Origin of the sequence: Marinospirillum minutulum DSM 6287, assembly GCF_000422325.1 — a bacterium.
GTDB classification, from domain to species: domain Bacteria; phylum Pseudomonadota; class Gammaproteobacteria; order Pseudomonadales; family Halomonadaceae; genus Marinospirillum; species Marinospirillum minutulum.
The window spans coordinates 142849-163186 of sequence record NZ_AULO01000012.1 but is presented as its reverse complement, the minus strand read 5'-3'; the positions used below and the strand labels follow the sequence as shown (position 1 = coordinate 163186).

Annotated in this window: 17 protein-coding genes and 1 tRNA gene; 7 read left to right on the top strand and 11 right to left on the bottom strand. The window is 41.1% G+C overall.

The features are described from left to right. Position 1: 1 nt before the first annotated feature. A complete protein-coding gene (locus H571_RS14650; RefSeq protein ID WP_084482752.1) occupies positions 2-2452 on the bottom strand; it encodes a phosphoketolase family protein in 2451 nt (816 codons plus the stop codon). 260 nt (positions 2453-2712) lie between these two features. Here H571_RS14650 and H571_RS0107735 point away from each other — a divergent pair, with 260 nt between their 5' ends. Then, a complete protein-coding gene (locus H571_RS0107735; protein WP_027848798.1) occupies positions 2713-5316 on the top strand; it encodes a DUF349 domain-containing protein in 2604 nt (867 codons plus the stop codon). Between the two features lie 79 nt (positions 5317-5395). On the opposite strand, the gene phbB is transcribed toward H571_RS0107735, so the two are convergent. Beyond that, positions 5396-6133: an acetoacetyl-CoA reductase gene (gene phbB / locus H571_RS0107730; RefSeq protein ID WP_027848797.1), complete on the bottom strand. Its 738-nt coding sequence runs from the start codon at positions 6131-6133 to the stop codon at positions 5396-5398. 242 nt (positions 6134-6375) lie between these two features. Here phbB and H571_RS0107725 point away from each other — a divergent pair. Next, positions 6376-6452, top strand: a tRNA-Met gene (locus tag H571_RS0107725). Positions 6453-6825: 373 nt separating this feature from the next. On the opposite strand, the gene H571_RS0107720 is transcribed toward H571_RS0107725, so the two are convergent. Continuing rightward, positions 6826-7053, bottom strand: coding sequence for a helix-turn-helix domain-containing protein (locus H571_RS0107720; protein WP_027848796.1), 228 nt, complete (start codon positions 7051-7053; stop codon positions 6826-6828). Between the two features lie 151 nt (positions 7054-7204). Here H571_RS0107720 and H571_RS0107715 point away from each other — a divergent pair, with 151 nt between their 5' ends. The 4 genes from H571_RS0107715 (at position 7205) to H571_RS0107700 (ending at position 10447) form a co-directional block, all read left to right on the top strand. Next, entirely contained in the window at positions 7205-7438 is a 234-nt protein-coding gene (locus H571_RS0107715) for a hypothetical protein (RefSeq protein ID WP_027848795.1), read from the top strand. Beyond that, positions 7431-8639 carry a site-specific integrase gene (locus tag H571_RS0107710; RefSeq protein ID WP_027848794.1) on the top strand — a complete coding sequence of 403 codons (1209 nt, stop codon included), beginning with the start codon at positions 7431-7433 and terminating at the stop codon, positions 8637-8639. Before H571_RS0107715 ends, H571_RS0107710 begins: the two co-directional genes overlap by 8 nt. 14 nt (positions 8640-8653) lie before the next feature. Then, positions 8654-8914 carry a hypothetical protein gene (locus tag H571_RS0107705; protein WP_027848793.1) on the top strand — a complete coding sequence of 87 codons (261 nt, stop codon included), beginning with the start codon at positions 8654-8656 and terminating at the stop codon, positions 8912-8914. A 171-nt stretch (positions 8915-9085) separates the two neighbouring features. Next, positions 9086-10447 (top strand): ankyrin repeat domain-containing protein, encoded by a 1362-nt coding sequence (locus H571_RS0107700; protein ID WP_027848792.1) that lies wholly within the window; start codon positions 9086-9088, stop codon positions 10445-10447. A gap of 46 nt (positions 10448-10493) precedes the next feature. On the opposite strand, the gene H571_RS0107695 is transcribed toward H571_RS0107700, so the two are convergent. The 8 genes from H571_RS0107695 to H571_RS0107660 form a co-directional block, all read right to left on the bottom strand. Further along, positions 10494-10913 (bottom strand): hypothetical protein, encoded by a 420-nt coding sequence (locus tag H571_RS0107695; RefSeq protein ID WP_027848791.1) that lies wholly within the window; start codon positions 10911-10913, stop codon positions 10494-10496. Positions 10914-10915: 2 nt separating this feature from the next. Then, entirely contained in the window at positions 10916-11743 is an 828-nt protein-coding gene (locus H571_RS0107690) for a GAF domain-containing protein (RefSeq protein ID WP_027848790.1), read from the bottom strand. Positions 11744-11911: 168 nt separating this feature from the next. Further along, entirely contained in the window at positions 11912-12142 is a 231-nt protein-coding gene (locus H571_RS0107685; RefSeq protein WP_036217899.1) for a hypothetical protein, read from the bottom strand. A 2-nt stretch (positions 12143-12144) separates the two neighbouring features. Next, entirely contained in the window at positions 12145-12978 is an 834-nt protein-coding gene (locus H571_RS0107680; protein WP_027848788.1) for a hypothetical protein, read from the bottom strand. Positions 12979-12983: 5 nt separating this feature from the next. Next, positions 12984-13541 carry a hypothetical protein gene (locus H571_RS0107675; protein ID WP_036217897.1) on the bottom strand — a complete coding sequence of 186 codons (558 nt, stop codon included), beginning with the start codon at positions 13539-13541 and terminating at the stop codon, positions 12984-12986. Then, a complete protein-coding gene (locus H571_RS15925) occupies positions 13538-14743 on the bottom strand; it encodes a restriction endonuclease subunit S (protein WP_051168229.1) in 1206 nt (401 codons plus the stop codon). The genes H571_RS0107675 and H571_RS15925 overlap by 4 nt, the downstream gene beginning before the upstream one ends. Then, on the bottom strand, positions 14736-16373 hold the full coding sequence (locus H571_RS0107665) for an HsdM family class I SAM-dependent methyltransferase (RefSeq protein WP_027848786.1): 1638 nt from the start codon (positions 16371-16373) through the stop codon (positions 14736-14738). Before H571_RS0107665 ends, H571_RS15925 begins: the two co-directional genes overlap by 8 nt. Before the next feature lie 35 nt (positions 16374-16408). After that, complete coding sequence (locus H571_RS0107660; protein ID WP_027848785.1) at positions 16409-19528, bottom strand: type I restriction endonuclease subunit R; 3120 nt, start codon at positions 19526-19528, stop codon at positions 16409-16411. 457 nt (positions 19529-19985) lie between these two features. Here H571_RS0107660 and H571_RS0107655 point away from each other — a divergent pair, with 457 nt between their 5' ends. Further along, positions 19986-20204, top strand: a complete 219-nt coding sequence (locus H571_RS0107655; protein ID WP_027848784.1) for a hypothetical protein — start codon at positions 19986-19988, stop codon at positions 20202-20204. Positions 20205-20338: the final 134 nt, after the last annotated feature.

Below are 20338 nucleotides of genomic sequence, written 5' to 3'. Positions count from 1 at the left end.
CTCAGCGTCCTATGGGTAGTAAGTCAGTTAAGGGGCGCTCCCCTTGTAAAGCAGCTACTTCATCTTTTGTTAGCCACTGGTTTAAATCTTGTTTAGCTAGCTCAGCAAGCTTGGCTAATAGGTGCGCCCAGCTACAGCCATTAGCCAATAACAAATCATGCACATCTAAGGTTCCACCACGGTTGATATAGCCAAGCGCTGCTGTTTTACCCACACCCAAATCTAAGCCGCGCAAATGCCCTAATAAAACTTCAGGGCGGGTATGGGTTAAAAATACTCTAGCCTCTACACTGCTGGGGAAAAGGCTGTTACGCAATTCATCACTGGCTTGCCAAGCTGCTTCATAAGTATCACGCGCTACACGAAAACGCCCCGGCTCTTGCAAATAAACCAAAGAGGCCGCAACACCTTTTTCTTGTAAACGCTGCCAAGCTTTTAAACCCTGCTGAAGCTGGTAAGCCCCCACTGCCACTAACTGCAAAGCGGCTTCAGGATTGCCTTCAACACAAAGCGCACCCTCTTTACTTAATTGGGTTGCTTGTTCAGGTGTTAAATAAGAGGGCAAGCCACGCTTAGGTACAACCAAGTTAGCAATTTGCCCTGTGTGCTGATAAACCTCTAATAAAGCCGCACCAGCCGAATTAGAATCAGCAGGAAAAATGACCCTAGCCACGTCGCTCATCTCACCTAGCAAAGCTTCCGCTAGAGTAGAATCTTGGTGTGACTGCTCATTTTTACCATTTTCCCATAGGTGTGAACTAGAAATAATTGCCACGGAACGCCAGCCAGGTTGCTCACCCGCTTCTATTTGATGCCTAGAAAAAATAATTTCTTGGCGCAAAGCCCCCAGCATTTTTACTGAAAAAGCTTCGTAAGATACTGCCAAGTTTAAGCCACCCTTATTGGCTAAAACGGCACTGACCACAGCCTCTTCATTTAAAGCCGTAATAACCCCGCCATCTAAAGCTTCATCTTGCGAAAACTCAGGGGAGGTTACCCGATGCTTTAACTTAGAAAGCGCCAAGCTCATATTATTGCTCGACATCTCATCTGGGTTTCCTACCCTAGCCCTTAACTTGGGATTTTTTTTAATTAACCCACAAAAAGCCACATCTACCGATGCCATAGGCGAATGCAAGCGTAGATCGGCAGGAATCCAAGGCGCTTCGGGCATTACAGGGTCAGCTACTTTTCTTACAGCTAAGGGGTGGTCTTTTTCTTGCGGTCGGTTTTGTGCTTGATGCTGAGAAAAACTAGCCACTGCCTTCTGCAAGCTTTCAGGTGACTGCCATAAACGCGCTGCACCTTCATTAAATAAACGTAAAGATTCTGCATCTTTAGCTGGGTTAGCAGGCAAGGGCGTACCATGTGCTCGGTTAGTACCAGCACCTGGAAAACCATAACCCTTAGACGATTCGGCAACCAAATAAGGCAGGCGTGCTGGGTAAGAACGGTCGCCTCGCTTAATGGCAGCGGCTTCATCTTCTAGCCATTGCTCACCCACCAAAATACCCCAAGCAAAAGCGGCTGGGTCCTGACCATCAATAACACTGGGTTCAAAACCTTGGTGTTCCAAATGTTCAGCAAACCAATCCACACCCCCTTGCAACATCATGGTTGTACGCTGATCAATACGACGACCATTGGCAATCATAATGGGCACTACCCAGCCAGTATCTTCAGCACGCCACCATAAAGGCGCCCAATCACTGCCTCGCTGTTCTTCAAAAGCACCGTCGGATAAAAATGCCACAAGACGCTCATTCTTTTCACTGGCATGTACATACTGCAAAGCAGTAAAACCTAAATAGCCGCCTTCACTCACTGCACCAGCGGTATTCACATTTAAGTGACTACCTAAAGGCGAAGCAGGTTTGCCATCCTTGGTTAATTCATAGGAATAAAAATCTTGAACAAAACGGTTTAATGTTTCTTCAGACCAATCAGGGTAAGCCGCTGCATGGCGTGACTTTTGATTACCCAGCAGAAGATTCACACTGTCGATAGCAGAAACACAGTGGCCTTGTTCCATTAACCAACTGCGTGTATCGCCACTAAACAGGTTAGCCAACATATAACCCACATAGGCAGGCACCATATTTAAAGACCCACCGGTATGACCTTGCGGGTCAGCTTTAAAGTCAGCAGCACTTAAAGGGTTGCCGTGAATATCAACCCGCTTAGCATAGGTAGAATGCACCACCAGCCACATGGCTGCATTGGCTAGCTGGTCCGCTGCTTTTAATCTTTCGAGTAAAACTGAACGATCTTGGCCTTCAGCCACTAGCTTATCTAGCAACTGAGCGATACGAACCTGCGTTAAATCTTGGTGAACTATCACCCCCAAACCTGCTGCCCAAGCAGCAAATTCCGCATCACTGGCACGTAACCGCTGCGCCTGATCGGCCACATGACAAACATCCATCTTAGCTACTGAAAAATGAGCAGACATAACAACTCCTTAATTTACTTCAACTTAATCTGCGCTACCCGCTACTTCATCTGCTAGAATGTGCGGCTTATCAAAGATTGGGGTAGTGCTTGTTTTGTTTAGTCTAAGCCTCCTGACGCAGCTTTGCACCAGACCTACTGGTTGTTTTATATCATTTTTTTGTAGCAAGGGCCGCCACAACCATGAATGCGCTGTTCATTAGAATTGCACCGTTTTTATTTAAACCATCTCTGGAACACCGGAATCCTAGTATCCGGTTATTGGCGTTAAATCGCCTCGACCTCAGTGTTGATCAACAACAGAGCACTTTTCTTAACTGGTTACAGCAGGAAGAAGACCAACAACTGCTTAAAGAAGCACTGGTACGCTTCCCTAACCGACAAAAGCTGGTTGAACTACTCAACCAAAGCCAGCCAACCAGCTTACTTAACCAAGTACTTAGCCAGCATTTAGAATCTTTACTGCTAAATGATACCCAGCTTAACAGTGAAGAGCGACAAACACTGGCGCTGCAAATTACCGACCAATCACTTTTGTTCAAGCTCATTCAACAGGGCGAAACCCAAGCGCTACGCCTTGCTCTGTTAGAAAAGCTAGAAGCAAAAGAAGAAGACTGGCTAAACCTTGCCCTAAGCAACAGCCTAGCCAAGGTTCGTCAAGCAGCGGCTGAAAAAATAACTTCAGAGCTAGCCCTAGAGCAATTAATAAAAGAAGCTCAAGGCGATAAGCGTGTACACCGCCTAGCCAGAGAAAAGTTAAATGCCTACCGCGCAGCCCAACAGGCTGAAGAAGAAGCAGCAATGCAGCGCCAGCAGTTAGTTGAACAGCTGCAAAAGCTAGTTTCAGTGGGTGATGAAGCGCTTTATGAAGCCCGCTTTGAACACCTCACTAACCAATGGCAAGAACTAGCGCTTGCAGAAAATGCCGAACTAACCGCGCTGTTTCAGCAACTAAGCCAAGAGGCTAGCAACTTTATAGCCAAGCTTCAGGCAAAAGAAGCAGAACGCCAAGCCAAAGAAGCCCAACAACAGCAAGCTAAGCAGCAACAAAAACAGCTTCAGCAACAGCTAGCAGACCTAGTAGAAGCACTGCTTGCTCAGCCTGCACAAGCAGACCAACCTTCAACCAGCCAATTAGCTGCTGCTTGGCAAGAAACTTTAACCCACTACACACCCAGCAAAAACGATCAAAAAAACTTTGATCAACAGCTACAGCTTGCAGAAGAGCTCATTGCCTGTTCACTGGCTTGGCAAGAAACCCAGCCGCAGCTAGCAGAGCAGCTAGCAGCCCTTGGTGAACAACCCAGCCAAGCAGAGCTACAACAACTTAGCAGCCTAGTTGCTGGCGTTAACTGGCATAAAGACTTAGCTATTCCAGAGCTTATTCAGCAAGCTAACCAGCTGTTAAATGCCAACAACCAGCAGCAAAAAACAGCACGACAAGCAGTTCATCAAGCCAAAAAACTTAACCTAGACCGCTTAGAACAAAACCTAATTCAGCTAGAACAGCTAGTTAACCTAGGCCAAAGCCGTGAAGCCATCAGGCTGCATCAACAGCTACAAACCGAAGTAGACCAGCTAGCCAACAGCCATCGCCTAGCCGCTTTTTATCGCAGTTTAACCGCTAAAATTGCAGAGCTAAGAGACTGGCAAGGCTATGTTGCAGCACCCAAGCGCGAAGCCCTTTGTGAACAAATGGAAGCCCTAGCCGCAGACGACGACATGCTTCCCCAAGTAAAGGCAGATAAAATTCAAGCACTTCAGCAAGAATGGCGTGAACTCGGTTCAGCGGCGGCCAATAAGCCACTATGGGATAGATTCAAACAGGCTGCCGACACAGCCTATGAACCTTGCAAAGCTTGGTTTGCAGCACAAAACGAAGTGCGTGAATACAACCAAAAACAAAAAGCCGTAATTTGTAGCGAACTAGAACAGCTAGCCGCTAGCGGTGGTCATTTAGCTATGGAAGAACAACCCCTAGATGAACTACTCAGCCAAGTGCACGAAGAGTGGCACAGATTCAACCCAGTAAATCGTGCTGAAGGTAAGCAACTGGCAAATCGCTTCCAACAAGCCATAGCGCCCATACGTGACCAGCTTTACCAACTGCGCCAGCAACATGCAGAAAACAAACGGAAACTTGTTGAAAAGGCTAAAGAGCTACTAACCAGTGAAGACCTGCAAGCAGCAACAGAAACCAGCAAACAAATTCAACAAGAATGGCGCACTCTAGGTACAGCACCCGGCAGCCTAGAGCACCAGCTTTGGAAAGAGTTCCGCACCCACTGTGATGCACTCTTTAAACAGCGTGATGAACAACGAAAAAATCGCCTAGAAGAACGCTTACAACGCTTTGCACTGGCTCGCCAACAACTAGCCGAAGCCAAAGAAGCCCTTGCTACAGGTGAAGAACAACTCGCAGCCAAGCTTCTTAAACAAGCAGCTAGCCTACGTAATATTCCTAAAAAGGAACAACAAAACTGGCAGGCAGAGCTTGAAAATTTAGCCGAGCAGCTAGAACGACTAGAGCAACAACAAGCACGCAAGGGTTTAACCCAGCAGTTAAATAAACTATTAGAAGCCCTACCTGCTGAAGGCGAGCCACAAGACACTAAAGCAGCTAAACGCCTAGTTGTTGAGCTAGAACTCCTAGCAGGTGTAGCAGTACAGCCAGAAGACCAGCAACTACGCCTTAAACTACAAATAGAACGCATGAATTCAGGTTTAGGTGCGCCAACAGAAGAAAGCACCCAGCAAGAAATTCAGCAACTATTAGAAGCCTGGCAAGCTATGGGTGGCAGTAAAACCAGCCAACTTAGCCCACGCTTAATGGCAGCCATTCATGCCTACCAAAACCCTACATAAAACTTAAGTTATGTAATAAGCAGGCAATAAAAAACCCAGATAAAAATCTGGGTTTTTTTGTTTCACACTTAAGCAAAACCTAGTGCATGAACTGACCACCATTGGCAGAAATGTTCGCACCAGTAATAAAGCTTGAAGCTTCATCCGCTAAGAAAACCACAATGCGTGCAATATCTTCTGGCTCACCAAAACGGCCAACTGGAATTTGCGCACGTATGCCTTCACGAATTTTTTCTTCAATCTTCATAATCATATCGGTAGCAACGTAACCAGGCGAAATAGTATTCACCGTCACACCCTTACGTGCACCTTCTTGCGCTACAGCTTTAGTAAAGCCATGAATACCTGCTTTAGCAGCAGAGTAGTTAGCCTGACCAAACTGACCCTTCTCAGCGTTAATAGAAGAGATGTTAATAATGCGCCCGTACCCTTGCGTTAACATAGCGTCAAAGCAAGCTTTAGACGTATTAAACACGCTATCTAGGTTAGTGGAAATAACATCACGCCATTGACTAGCTTCCATACGCTTCATGGTTGCATCACGCGTAATGCCTGCATTATTGACTAAAACAGAAACCACACCAAACTGCTGAGTTATTTCTGCATGGCTTTTTTGAACTGAATCAAAATCACCCACATCAGCATAGCTAATCGCTATATCAAAACCTGCTGCTTTTTGTTCTTCTTGCCAAGCTTTAGCTTTTTCTTCATTAGAATAACCAGCTACCACCTGATAACCAGCTTTAGCTAAAGAACGACAAATTTCGGCACCAATGCCGCCCGTACCACCTGTAACCCAGGCCACACGTTTTTGCATAGCAAACTCCCTCTGTTTAACACTAGGTTAGAAACAAATTTCTAAACTTAGCGCCTGAAACACTAAATAAAACAGGATAATTATTTTTAGACCTGCTCAAACCCGCAAAATAAACAACATCTTATTTTTGTTATATTCATTCTTCTGCACCTATTAAGTTACACTGTTAGTTCACTTAAGCCAACATTCTTTAGTATTAGGTTGACAGCTTAAAAAAACACGCTATACTGTGCAAACTTTGATGCGGGGTGGAGCAGCATGGTAGCTCGTCGGGCTCATAACCCGAAGGTCGTTGGTTCAAATCCAGCCCCCGCTACCAAGATTTATTAAGGCAGAACATTTATTGTTCTGCCTTTTTTTTATGCCTAAAATTCAGTTTTTCAAACCTTGCCTTAAGGTCACTAACTTTCTCACCTTGTAGCAAACCTTCTTAAAAGCCTTTAAGAATCAACCTTATAGGCTTTCAAAACTCCTTACCTACCAACAATGACCTTAAAGCTATTTTTTGCTGCTTTAAGATCCTGATGAGTCTATCCAAAAATAAACAACCATTTAATTTAAATCTGGGCAAATAACTGTGCATCCAAAAGTGGCATTTTCTTGCCAAAATACCTCATGTGCCCAAAATGTGCCCAAAATGTGCCCAGTATTACCATTTCAATTTTTTAAAAAAATCAGAAACGACCTTCGGGCTAGTCTTCTTCTTTTATATGCGTCACTAAATCTTCAATCTCACAGCCAAAGTAAGTGCAAAGTTTATCTAGATTATCTGTACCAGTATTATGACCTGGATGATTAATAATTCTAGAAAGTGTCATTCGGTTAACTCCCGTAGCTTCAGCAATCTCTGCCACAGTTATCCTTCTTTTATCAGCAAATTCCTTATCAGCAATAAGCCTCTTCAAGTGAAAGCGCAACATGTTCCCTCCTCAAAGGATAATTACAAGTATCAAAAACAACTAACAACTATCAAATAATGCTTGCATTAATCTAAAATTGACCTATATTAGTATCAGTCGCTACTTATAAGTAGCATTCGATAGGTGTAGATACCGCGTAGGGGATACTCTCATGAAAACCACTTACCTGACAACAGAAGAGTTGGCTGCACGCATCAAATATGATGCAAAAACTATCCGCAACTCATTAAAGGATAGCGTTCTATTTGAAGGGAAGCATTATATCCGCCCTTTTGGCGGTCGTAAGATTCTATTTTTATGGGAGTCTATTGAAAAAGATATGGTAACCGCCTCTAAACATGCTTTGAGTATTCCTATGGCAGGCGGAGGTGTAATCCATGGGTAAAGTTCGCGTTAGAAAAGAATCTAATAATCTTTTTATTGATTTTTATTGCCAAGGTGTTCGTTGCCGCGAGCAAACAATGCTTAGGAATACTGTTCAGAATCGTAAAAGGCTAGAAGCACTACTAGAGAAGATGGAAGCAGAAATGCTCCTAAATACATTTAGCTACGAAGAATACTTTCCTAACAGTATTAATTTAAAGAAATTTAATCCTGCTACTGAAGAGGAGTCTAACCAACCAGCTGCTATTAAAGTAGAGCCACAAAAAAACAATGCAACACCTACTTTTAAGGCTTTTGCTGAACAGTGGTTTGCTGAACGAAACATCGAATGGCGTAACTCACACATTCGCAATGTACGCAGCTTACTCGATAGTGCGCTTATCCCAGCATTTGGCGCTAAGCAGCTTCACACCATTAACAAAACAGATTTACTTAACTTTCGTACAGAGCAAGCAAAGATACCCGGCAGAGGCGGGAATAGCACTATTTCACCTAAGACGTTGAATACACGTATGGGGTTAGTAAAGCTAATCATGGTTGAAGCTTCAGATCGCTTTGGTTTTGAAAACCCTTACCGCAACATCAAACCCTTGAAGCTACAGAAAGCACATATTGAGCCTTTCTCACTGGCTGAAGTAAATAAAATAATCGAAACGGTTAGATTAGACTATAAAAACTATTATATTCTGCGATTTTTTACTGGGATGCGAACGGGTGAGATAGATGGCTTGCAATGGAAGTTTATTGATTTTGAACGTAAGCAAATTCTTGTAAGGGAAACTTTAATTGCCGGTGAAACTGAGTATACCAAGACCAATGGTTCGCAACGGGAGATTCCAATGCTTGGGCCGGTGTTTGATGCCTTAAAACAGCAAAAGAAAAATACAGGAAAAGTAAGTAAATACGTCTTCTGTAATACAGAGGGTAAACCGTTAGAGCATAATAATGTGACTAAGCGCGTTTGGTATCCACTACTTAGCTATTTAGGTTTAACTAAGCGTCGCCCTTACCAAACACGCCATACAGCAGCAACACTATTGCTTGCCTCTGGCGAGAACCCTGAGTGGGTTGCACGACTACTCGGCCACTCATCAACAGAAATGTTATTCAACGTTTATTCACGCTACATCCCCAATGCTACTCGGCAAGACGGCTCAGCTTTTGATCGCCTAATACAACAACAAACTTCATCTGAGTTTTAATAGGAGAAAAAACAATGATGGAATACAGCTACCTACATCGTGTACACGCTTTAGACAAAGCCACTGGCATTGCTGACTGGCTAATTAATTACTACAACATCCAGTTAGGCTACGGCTTATCGAAATATTTAGGTGTTCGTCCTACTTATCAAAACCACGAAGCGACACGCTTATGGGTTCATTCACAGATGATTGTGCTACCTAAACGTTACAAAACTCTAGGCGAGTTGCGTAAGGCATTTGAAAGCCTGCTGCCTAGTGAAGCTTTTGGATAGTGGCACACCTACAGGACAGGTTACCAATTACAGCATAAACGAAGAAAGCCAGATAACTGATTTTCTTCGTTTGTATTGCCTCTACTATTAAAATAATTTGCACACTGACTTATGATATTATTCTATTTATAATGAATTTATTTAGTTACAATTAATTAAAGGAAGGAAACCATGATAAGTGTTTGGGATGACGTTTGGGATAGGTTACCTGAAGCTATTCAAGAAGCCACAACTATTGACAGCTATGGTGATTACACACCGCTAACAGCTGCCGCAGCTTTAGGTGATACAGAAACCCTAACTTGGTTACTTAAGCTTGTATCACCACAACAAATTAACCATGAGTTTGAAGTACAAGACAATATGGGCAACCTGCTAAAAACAGGTAACGCTTTAACTGAAGCCTTGCTCAACAATCACCTTAATTGTGCCCAAAAGTTATTTGATGCTGGCTGTAGTGTTGATATTTTAACTTCAAATTGCATTGACTATGACAATGCTGACTTAGCTAATGTAGGCGATTACTCTTATTACTCAGCAATTGAGCTAGCTTATGCCAGAAAAGTTGATAACTTTGACAGCTGGCTGTATCGAGCGAATGATTTAACTATTGAGGCACCTGATGGCAATACACTGATATCCAGAGCCATTCGTAGCCAAAAGCATGACTTAATTCAGTTGCTTGCCAATCACTGTAATCCTAAATATCGTTTTATGACGACCCATAGCGAAGCTGATTACTTAATTCCAGCAGGTCACTATGCTGCATTACGTGTTATTTTTAGTAATAAAAAAGCGCGTGAATCTGCTTTAGAAACGCTGCGGGTGGTTGGGCGTTCCATTGGGTTTTGCATAAGTTGGCCTGGGAGCGAAGAATCTTGTGAAGAAGAAAGCTTAGTATCTTTACTAGTTGCTATTGCAGACCCTGAAGTATTACGTTTGGCTCAGTTAGACAAGCTAGACTTTAGAAGCACCTTTGCCTTACGCGAAGAAGCCTTAAAGGTGAGTTATGAGTCCAAGCGTTTGATTGATAAGGCCTACACTTTTATTGACCTATTTAACACCGTTGCCCCTGAAATAGATCCTTATGTGCTAACCGATAACTCCTTGCTTTCACGTTTATATAATCTTCAAAACACGGATGACCCTATCGCCAACTCTGATTGGGCTTATACAGCACTTGATGCATTATGCTCATCAACCAAGTGGGATAAAGAAAACGAAAAGGAAGTTTTTTCACAGCTAAGCTTACTGGAAGAATGTATTTATACCATTAGTGAGCTAATCAACGAGTGGATAGATAAGGATGATCAAGTTTTATACGATACTGGTTTAAATTGGTTAAACAGTAAGCTGGTTGAATTTAAAAGCTTAATTCATCGGAGAAATACCAAGTTTAGCTTTGCTGATTACCCGCACATGCGTGGCTATATGGATGCTAGACAGGTTTCACCCTTGTGTTTTGGTTTTGAGTGGTTGATACAACTAAGAAAGCTCGACCAAAGTAATACAGTTTTTGGTCGAGCAATTTAATTTTAGAAAAAAACTACCTATAAATAGTTAAAAATAGGTGTCGAGGTTATGCAGGCAGCAAGTCATGCCTGTAAGTCTCTGACTTGAAGAAATTTTTCAATGCGTCGAGATTGTTTTTGCTGACTTTACTCTCTTGAAGCGCAGGCTCTATGATGAACTCAAGCAGCAGTTCTGCATTGAAGCTGCCAGTCTGGGCATCTGATTTAGCAAAATCTTTTATGGTGGCCTTGTAAACTCTGCCACTGTTGTTGCCTACCTTTAAGACAGCATTTTTTTCCTTGAGAGTGAATACCTTTTCTTCACTCATGTATTTGAATTCTATGACCAAGTCCTCACCAATAACGGAGGACTTAAATGCAGTTGGTACATCCCATGGCGAGAGGGTGAAAGTGATTTTACCGTCTTCGACAAGAGTGCTTGGTTTGTTTATTGTTTCTTGAGGTATCTTAAACCAAAGATTTTTCATGATTACCCCTCCAATAACCGGCCAATCAAAGCCAAGGTTACAGTATAGTTTGAAATAGCGTCTGAAGATATGCCTGTTGGGTGAACGCTATCCAAAACCAAAACACCCCAGCGCTTGTTATTTACTTCAATTGGGATTGCAGTAATTGAGCGTGGCAGAGTCTTGTTTTCGTTGGCGTACCTTCTAACCATGTTTTCACCCATGAATGAGTCTTCTGCATATTTTTTTAAATTTCTAACAGATGTTGAACTGTTAATGTTTGCCAGGTTATCAATAGAAACCTGACGATTTGTACTATATGCTCTGCCAGCAATGCCTTCTGTATGCCTGCTTGAGTTGGGCACAAGAAAAACCGCACTTGATAGCTGTGATTGACAGCCTGATCGCATAAATGGCACCAAGTATCCATGCTTTCGAAAAGGGAGCGGCATCCCTTTTCTCTCCAAGAAACAGAGCCAGCATCTTTTTTTGTACTTAAAAAGCGTGACTCGGTTCTCGTCTTCTGATTCCCCTTCCCGCTTATCGAAGACCTTTTCTTGGTAGGTATCTAGTATAAATTTGAGATTTTTTACACGCCAAGGTTCCATCATTTTTGTGAAAGCAATACCTGCAATGAAAAGAATTACAGCAACTATATAGATAGATACAGCATTGTCTGACACTTTCTCCAGTAGACCTGTCAGTGCCCACTGTTTGACCGAATCTTGTGCTTTTACCGTGAGCACTATGCCCATGCTGAAAGCAAGAAAGGAGCCAATATGCTGGAGTTTGGATAGTAGCCAGTAATAATCAGCAATAAAGCCACTTTCCTTGTCTAGATTTATAGCCATTCGTTACATTGGCTCCACTTTGTTGGACGGTACGTTTAAGTTGATAGCACACTACTACTTCTCTAAAGTCATGCTTGTTTTTTTCAATCGTATTGTAGTGGCATAATTAATATAGCTAAAAAGCTAGACCTAAGTAACACTTATGTTGGTCGAGACTTTAAGCTAGCATTATTTTTTAATTACTACCCTATTCTTGGAATTTATGACTAACCCATCAGGTAAATCTCTATTCACCAGATTAATAAGTTTTTTACAGTTTTGCTGCTTGCAATTTAACTTATTTCCATCAACTTTACCTACAAACCCATAGGCATCGTTGAGAAAGCCTATAGTCCAGTCAATAATTTCATTTTTTTCTTTTTCGCTTAAGTTATCCATATTTTTTATCCATTTATTCATTCTTAACTCATAGGCTGAACAGAGTTTGCTAGCCTTTTCTCTTGCCCAAACAGCGTGGTATAGAAACGCTGTTCAATTCCGTAAAGTAGTAGTTTTAACTCATCATCGGTTGATATTTCAAACTGTTTAGCTACCTCATCGAACTTGAGCTTTTGCTCACAGTATTCATCAATATATGAAAGGATACCTACTTTATCCTGATCTGACATTTTGGCTAACGAGTCAATCGCCAAAGCAATACGCTTTCGATTTGGTTTTGAGACTTGGCTTGCATCATAGTTATCTTTAAGGTCAATAAACTCTGACTGCAAGAAAGTTTCTGCTTCTTGTTGGGTAGCTTCACGGTATAAAGCATCAATACCTTTAAAAATACTAGAAATAGTAGCTAGGTTACGAAACACTAGTGTGTCCGACTCCTTAAAATAAATGGCATCAGGCTGGTCATTAATCACCAAGCGATTGCCCCCTTCTTCAATTGCTGCTGCCTCCCCAAAATCAATAAATTTTTTCTTGATAAAAAGAGATGGTGTAACTTTTTGAAAGTAAAAATTGTCGCCCTGAATAGCTAATATATAAGCGATATTAGAGAATTGCTTTTTTTTCAAGTCGTCATAGTCCTTTGAATCAAAGTTACCTTTTAATAAATCAATACAAAATGGCTGCTGACTAAATTGTTCAATCTTAAACCATGAATCCTCATCCAGATTATGATCAGGTGAATAAGGGACACAGGCGGCTAGGCTGACGTTTGTGTTCTCATACAACGTGTGATCTGACACTATTTTTAAGAAAGGCTTCTTGATAAGCCGTTTTACCCTAGCAAGAACATGATCCAAGCCTATTACCCTCGTTCAATAAATGTATAGTTGTTAATTCTAAAAGCTTTAGAAATAGCTACTTCATCCGGTTTCTTGTATTTGTGGCGACTGATCAAAAAGATGGCTGTGCCATTTCTTGTGGTGATGTTGTAAAACTCGTAGCCGAAGATCAAAAATAGCGGATTAAAGTACAGCGCTTGTGACAGGAACGTAAACGCAAATAGTATGGCATAGACAAACGCCAAGGTTTCACAGTTGCCGATACTGAGTGCAACGAAGAAGTAACCTAAATAGCTGGGCAAAAAACTATTGTTAGCATGTTCTATACTGACGACTTCGCCCTGTTTGAAATCATCCTTCCCAAGCTTTGAGCTTAATAAAATGCTTAACCCTGTGGAGAGTAATGGCACTAAAATATATAGCACATAAGATACCGCGTTCGGCAAGGTATAAAGCCAGTCTAAGTTGGCCGCATCTGCCAAAAAATAGCTAAGCGTATAGCCTTTCTGCACCATAAAAATAATAACCAACAGCGATGTAGCATTAAAGGTCAGCAACAGCCGGAACGCATTATTGATCATTTCACTGTGACCTGACCATTCATTAGCATAGGCAGCAACCAGTCACGCAGCTTAGCTAATTCAGTATTTTCTCTTTGATTAATAACTAGTTTCTTAATCATTGGCTCTAGCTTTTCACCAAGTGCAACAGCTATATTTTTATCAAAAGGAATTTCAAAGCGCATCATAATATTTGGGTTTACTCGTTTATGACTATTAGAAGTACCAGTTGCTGATTGAGTGCAGTACGTTATAAATTGTGGTGAAGTGGCAACCATATAGAGAAAGTTTTTAATATTATTACTAGAAGTTCTCCATACTACTAATTCAGTTGAACAGATAATATTTTCTTCTTCCATGGCATAGATAACTCTGTTAAACCATGGGTTTAGTTTTGATACCAAAATATCATTTTTTTTAACTGTAAATTTATTGCTACCTATTGTTATTCCAGCTTCAAGATCAAAAGTTTTTGTTGCGTCATAAACAGGAATGCTAAAGTGCCTGAAAACTTGATTAGGGTAATCTGCTGGGTTAAGTAATTGATTACTTACTGACGTAATTTTTAATAGCGGAACTGAACTCCAGCCTTCTGGTATTTCCCTTTTAAGAATGGGATTATAAACCATTTTACCGCCAGAAGTTTTATAAGGCTTACCGTTAGCACCAGGAAAATCGAACTGTACAAACCAGTAGTCGTACAAGGTTTTGGCCATCGCCTCCAACTCGTTGTTAATACGATTGTTAATTGCGATTTTTGTATCAACACTTTTAAGAACTGCTGATATTTTCTTTTGATCACCTAAATCTGGGATTGTAAAGATAAAGCCAGCCAATATATCACTGGTTAAGTTCGGGAATGTAGAGCCATTTGTATTGTTAAGTAAGGAATTGAGGTTGTTTTCTAGCAGATATCTAAGAAAGTGATTATATTCCGAACCAGATTTATGCGATATCGCAGCCAATCCACGTCCAATGGCATACTCTTGGTCAGACCAATTCATACGCCCCGTAGTAGAGCCACGTACACAAAATAGAATATCATCAGGTTTACTTAATCTTTTTGGGGCGGAAGTAAATTGGGCAGGCACAGGGTAAAAGTCTGTGAACTCAGCTGGGCCATTCAATAGGGGCATACCTATTATTTCAGCTCCACAAAACTCACCAGCAGGAGAGGTGCCCATAGTTATATTTGCTAAATCAGAAAGTGAAGCCTTAATCATTGAAAACCAACCCCTTTAACTGCTTTTTAATATCTGCTTCTAATTGATGGGATTGCTTAAATAGGCTATCGAGGTTTGTTGTAAAGCCTTTCATCTTTTCAGTAAACTGCGCTGGGGTAATATCGGTGTATTCAATTTTCACATCAAAATATTGACCAGCGCTGAAGCTGTAGTTTTTAGCGGCAATTTCGTCATAACTGACGGCTACCGACAAATCCTCCACCGTTTCTTTATTATTAAAAGCATTAATAATTTGCTGTTCTTCTGCGGCGGTCAATACAGTTTTTTGGGTTTTGCCATCTTTAACTTTCTCACCCAAATTAGAGGCATCAACCAGTATCACCTTGCCATCGTTGCTGTCATCAATAAACAAAATAGAAACGTTAGTGCCAGTGGTAGCAAAAATATTGGAAGGCATAGACACCACCCCAGCCAGCATTTTGTTATTGACCAAATGCTCACGTATTTTTTTATCTATACCGGCATGGGCAGTAATAAAACCCGTAGGTACCACCACCGCAGCTTTTCCACCAGATTTTAGTGAGGCAATAATGTGCTGTAAAAATAACGAATAAATCGCCATACCCGCTTTGTTTTTTGCAGGCACGTTAGGTAAACCGGCAAAGAAGCGCTCTTTATTTTCTTTGCTGTCTAAATCATCCCTAAAGTCGCTAAAGTCCAGCTTAAACGGCGGGTTAGAAACGATGTAATCAAAGTGTTTTAGTTCTTTACCATCTTTATGGTAGGGGTACTGAATGGTATTTCCCTGAATGACATTCGGGATAGAGTGAACTAGGTTATTTAAAATTAAATTTAAACGCAGCAGGTTAGATGATTTTTGCGAGATATCTTGTGTGTAAATACTGCAACGGTTTTCACCTATGGCGTGTGCCACATTCATTAATAATGTGCCAGAACCTGCTGAAGGGTCGTAACAGCTAACGTTTTTAACCTTACCACGCTGGTCTTGCGGTACTAAAATTTCCGCCATAATCCGTGCAACGGCATGAGGGGTAAAGTATTCAGCGTATTTGCCGCCTGAATTACTGTTGTAGTCTTTAATTAGGTATTCAAAAATGGTGGCATAGAAGTCGAATTTTTGGGTGAAGATACGCTCAAAGCTGAACTCCACCAGTTTGTTGATAATCGCACGGCAAAAGTCATCACGCTTAGATTCATCAGCAATGTATTGGCTTAAACGCTCGAACAAAACTATTTTTGCGCCACCATCCGTTTTTACTGCAAAAACGTCATTGTTACTGGTTGCAATATCCGTGAGGGTATCGTCAAACAGCTTGGCAAAATCTGCTGTATTCTGCTGGCTGAATAAGTGGCTGATGAAGTGTTGTGGTTTTAAACGGGCAGTATTACCCCCCATTTGCAATTGCAGCATATCGAAATCGTCTTCGCTCATGCTAGCAAGGGCTTCTTCCCAGTTTTCAGCTTTGGCGATAGTTTGATCAATCTTCTTTGCTTCATAGGCAAACTTATCATTCAAGAATTTGTACAAAAAAGTTTGAGTAATAATTTTAAATTCATTGCCGTCATTGCCTAGGCCGTAATTAGCACAAATGCTTTTTAAGCTATCAATCAGTTCTTTAGTTTTTTGCTGAAACTCAATTTCGACCACGGATTATTCCTACTCTGTTGAGATTACTTGCGGCATTACCAAGTTTGGCTGCCGGTATTAAATGCTTTTAAATACTCACCCACCACCAGATGGTTAATGTAACGTGAGGTGCTAGCATTCAGTTTAATTTGCTGTTCTTGCATAAACCGTTTAATCACTAACGGCATCATTTGCCGTTCAAAATAACTTTCGTTATCTAGCAGCTGACTATTGTTAAGCACCTGCGCATCGGCATCTTTTTTTACACCTTCTAAAGCAGCATAAATTTTACGTTCCGATTCGCTAATATCTTTGTGGCTGTTTTGGTGTTCTTGCAGGCGCTTATGAATTCGGGCGTATTTAGTATCGCCGCTGTACTTCTGGCGCAGTAGTTTGTTCTGGCGGTTAAGCTCTTTAACACGCTCATGAATTTTGTTTAAAGCACCAATATTGGCAATCATTTCTTCTTGTGTCACTTCACTTAAATTTTTCTTTTTAAATAAGCGCTCTAGCTCTTCTTTTAAGCTAATGAACTGGGGGTCTTGCGGGTCAAAATTGCTGGCTAGTCCTTCACGGGTTTGGCGCAGAGTATTCTTTAACTTATCAGCCAGAACCAATTCTTCTTCGCCAATTTTAACAAACTTGAAGATGACTTCTTCCAGTGCTCTATTTAATAAGTTGGTTGTATCCTGACCACTTTCTAAATCGTGCTTAAGGTTAAGCAAATCTAGGTGATTGCTAGTTTCACGGTAGAGAACATTAAGCTTGGTAAAATCTAATGCTTCTAGGAAACTATAGTCACCTTGCAAACGAATGAGGTTATACAGGCTGCGAGCATCAGCCAAGGCTTTCTTTAGGGCTAACACCTTGTCACGATCAGCTATTTGGCTTATTTGATTACAAAACTCTTCCATATTGCTGGTATCAAAATGGAACAAGGCATCTTTAATTTGCTCTACTTCCTGCTTAATTTCTTCTGACGATTTAAATAGGTGTGAATAATGCTCCATTTCATCGCCAAGCTCGGCTTGCAGCTCTTCAAAATAAGCTTTGTTGGTAGCATCGAATTCTTTACGAATATCAGCAAAATCGACAACATACCCATAGCGAAAGTTTTTGTAGGTACGGTTTACTCGGGTTAAGGCTTGCAGCAGATTGTGTTTGCGTATCACACGGCCTAAATAGAGTTTTTTTAGCCGCTTAGCATCAAAGCCTGTTAATAACATATTGTAGACAAACAAGAGGTCGATTTTACCAGCTTTAAAGTCTTCTACCCAATTTTTACGCTCTTCTTTAGTACCAACATCGTGCAAAATCAATGCCGCAGTTTGTACTTTGTTGGCCTGTTTAACTAAAGACAAATAAGGGGCAGGCACTGGTTCCGCTGCTTCTAGTTGTGTGGTTAAAACGGGGTTTTCTGGTGTTTCATTTATTACTGTTTGCTTGGCATAAACCACATTAAAAATTTCAAACATTGTCTTGGCTTGTGCCGAACTATCACAAATCACCATGCCACCAATGCTGGCATCATTCATAGCGCCACGGCTTTTTTCAAAGTCGGTCACTAGGTAATTAAGCATAGGTTCTACAAAGCTTGGGTGGGCATAAATCAGTTTACGATCTAAATCGCCTGTCTTTATTTCTGCTTCTTCTAACGCTTGCTGTAGTTGAAGCTTGTATTGAGTTGAAATTTCTTCACGAATTAAGCGCAGGGTATAACCATCAGCAATTGAGGCGTTGTAGTAATATTTGTGAATATAGTCGCCAAATAATACGCGTGAATTGTAATCATCACCCAGCAAGGGTGTACCTGTTAAACCTACCTTAATGGCGTTGGTGTCGGACTGGCTTAAGTTGGCTAAAAAGCTACCTTTAGGGTTATAGCTGCGGTGGACTTCATCTAAAAAGTACACACGTTGGATGCTAACGTCATAATCTCTAGTCGAGACGATATCAGGGTCATCTTGAAACTTTTGAATATTAACCACTGTGATTTCTGGTTTTCCAGAGTGGTTGTGAATAACTTGGGTCGCTTTAATATCACGAGCAAAGGCATCACGAGAATTGATGGTGTGTACTGTTAGTCCCCGTGCTGTAAATTCACGTTGCACTTGTTGCAGTAAATCTAACCTGTCAACAATAAAATAAAACTTAGGAATAACTTGTTGCTTTTGAAAGTAATCAGTTAAAAACCGCACGTTATAAAAAGCAAGTGCTGTTTTTCCACTGCCTTGGGTGTGCCAAATAATGCCTTTTTTTACGCCTTCATTTAGCTTACGTTCAATGGCTTTAGTGGCAAATAACTGGGGGTAACGCATGATGTGCTTTTGCAGGCCACCACTTTCTGCTACATAGGTTAAGGCGTAGCGTAATATAAAGGCGAGGCGGTCTTTGCTTAATAAAGAAGTGCAAATTCGATTGGTAGGCCGACTGGGTTCTTTGTTAGTTTGGAACTCTGGGCTGGCATGAATAACATGCAGGTTATTATCTTCTAGTACAGCTGACTCATCTTCATCTGACAGGTTTTTTAATAAGCGTGTAAGGTCGAATGTTTCTTCTTCACGAAAGTAGTTAAAGATTGGCTGATGGTAAGAACTGCTGGCATAAAAAGCCCCTTGCACCGGTTCTGGATCACTTTCGTCATACTCCATGTTATTAGAAAAAATCATAAACTGAGTAATGTTGGCGAAGTGCTTAAACTTTGGGTTTTGAAAGCGGGTGTTAATACGCTCACGTTCAGCGAGTATGCCATCACGGTTATTCGGCTTTTTCACCTCAATAAACACTAAAGGCATACCGTTAATTAGCAGGGTGATATCAGGCCGGAATTCTTCATCACCATTTTGACAAGTTAACTCGGTGACAACATGAAAGCTGTTGTTATTAAAATTATTAAAGTCGATAAGCTTGGTGTTAGATTGCTCAGACAAGCGCTCAAAAAAAGCACGGCCTAAATCTTCGTTGTCTAGTAGTAGCTTTACATCTTCTAATAGGCGACCGGCATCGTCTGTATCCAAACTAGGGTTTATCTTGGTAATCGCTGACTTAAAAACTGCCGGAAAAATATTGGTCGTTAAGTCCCATGTTTGCTCTTTAAGCGAAAGGTACTGATACCCCAAGCGCATCAAGTGTAGCAGGGTGGGAATTTTGACTCGGGAATCTTCGTTAAACTTCATAACATTCCTTGTAAAGGGTGTTTTTTTATGGCCAGTTGATAGCATACACATTTTTGCTAAGACTGTTGCCCCCAAAAATATGCTTATGTCTTTATTAATGTTCAAAAAAACAACTTCAGAAAGCCCTCTACTCGGTACTGGTCAAGCCCAATCATTTTATTGTATGTCGGGGGGGGAGGGACAGAGAGTGGTGACTTTTAGATTTTAGATTTTTTAAACCCTGTTGAAGTACGACAATCACTCCTACTTACAACTACAGCCCAACTAAAAAAACACTATATACATGCACGAATTCAAAAAAAACACACCACATGTTGTGTTTGCCACCTAGTTTAGCTATAGTTGGCTGCTATTGAAAAACACTGAACTTAAAATCAGGTTTGGTTTAGAATTTTCTCATAGAAAATGAAGAGCGCTGAGCCCTTCAATTATGTCTAAATAATTCAGGAGTAGTAAAATGGATAGATTTATTATTAATAAAAATCAGCAGACTAATGGTGACCACGAAGTTCACAACGCAACTACTGGCTGCTCGCATATGCCAAGCCTTGAAAATCAAATTGATTTAGGTTTACACAATACATGCCAGCAAGCAGTTGCTGAAGCAAAGCTTAGGTGGCCTAACAACAGAATTGATGGTTGCTACTATTGTGCTAATGCTTGCCATACAAGCTAATGTTCAGAATAGGATAAAAAACGCCTGCCTATTTAATCAGGCGTTATATTGAAGAAACTGAGTGACTCTTGGTTAACAGAGGTCACTTTTTACTAAAATCTTTATCATGATAAAGATCTAAGCTTTTTTTAATA

What these genes read in the sequence shown, in the direction of transcription:
- H571_RS14650 (WP_084482752.1), bottom strand. Translation starts at nt 2,452, where the DNA reads ATGTCTGCTCATTTTTCAGTAGCTAAGATGGATGTTTGTCATGTGGCC.
- phbB (WP_027848797.1), bottom strand. Translation starts at nt 6,133, where the DNA reads ATGCAAAAACGTGTGGCCTGGGTTACAGGTGGTACGGGCGGCATTGGT.
- H571_RS0107720 (WP_027848796.1), bottom strand. Translation starts at nt 7,053, where the DNA reads ATGTTGCGCTTTCACTTGAAGAGGCTTATTGCTGATAAGGAATTTGCT.
- H571_RS0107715 (WP_027848795.1), top strand. Translation starts at nt 7,205, where the DNA reads ATGAAAACCACTTACCTGACAACAGAAGAGTTGGCTGCACGCATCAAA.
- H571_RS0107710 (WP_027848794.1), top strand. Translation starts at nt 7,431, where the DNA reads ATGGGTAAAGTTCGCGTTAGAAAAGAATCTAATAATCTTTTTATTGAT.
- H571_RS0107705 (WP_027848793.1), top strand. Translation starts at nt 8,654, where the DNA reads ATGATGGAATACAGCTACCTACATCGTGTACACGCTTTAGACAAAGCC.
- H571_RS0107700 (WP_027848792.1), top strand. Translation starts at nt 9,086, where the DNA reads ATGATAAGTGTTTGGGATGACGTTTGGGATAGGTTACCTGAAGCTATT.
- H571_RS0107695 (WP_027848791.1), bottom strand. Translation starts at nt 10,913, where the DNA reads ATGAAAAATCTTTGGTTTAAGATACCTCAAGAAACAATAAACAAACCA.
- H571_RS0107690 (WP_027848790.1), bottom strand. Translation starts at nt 11,743, where the DNA reads ATGGCTATAAATCTAGACAAGGAAAGTGGCTTTATTGCTGATTATTAC.
- H571_RS0107685 (WP_036217899.1), bottom strand. Translation starts at nt 12,142, where the DNA reads ATGAATAAATGGATAAAAAATATGGATAACTTAAGCGAAAAAGAAAAA.
- H571_RS0107675 (WP_036217897.1), bottom strand. Translation starts at nt 13,541, where the DNA reads ATGATCAATAATGCGTTCCGGCTGTTGCTGACCTTTAATGCTACATCG.
- H571_RS15925 (WP_051168229.1), bottom strand. Translation starts at nt 14,743, where the DNA reads ATGATTAAGGCTTCACTTTCTGATTTAGCAAATATAACTATGGGCACC.
- H571_RS0107660 (WP_027848785.1), bottom strand. Translation starts at nt 19,528, where the DNA reads ATGAAGTTTAACGAAGATTCCCGAGTCAAAATTCCCACCCTGCTACAC.
- H571_RS0107655 (WP_027848784.1), top strand. Translation starts at nt 19,986, where the DNA reads ATGGATAGATTTATTATTAATAAAAATCAGCAGACTAATGGTGACCAC.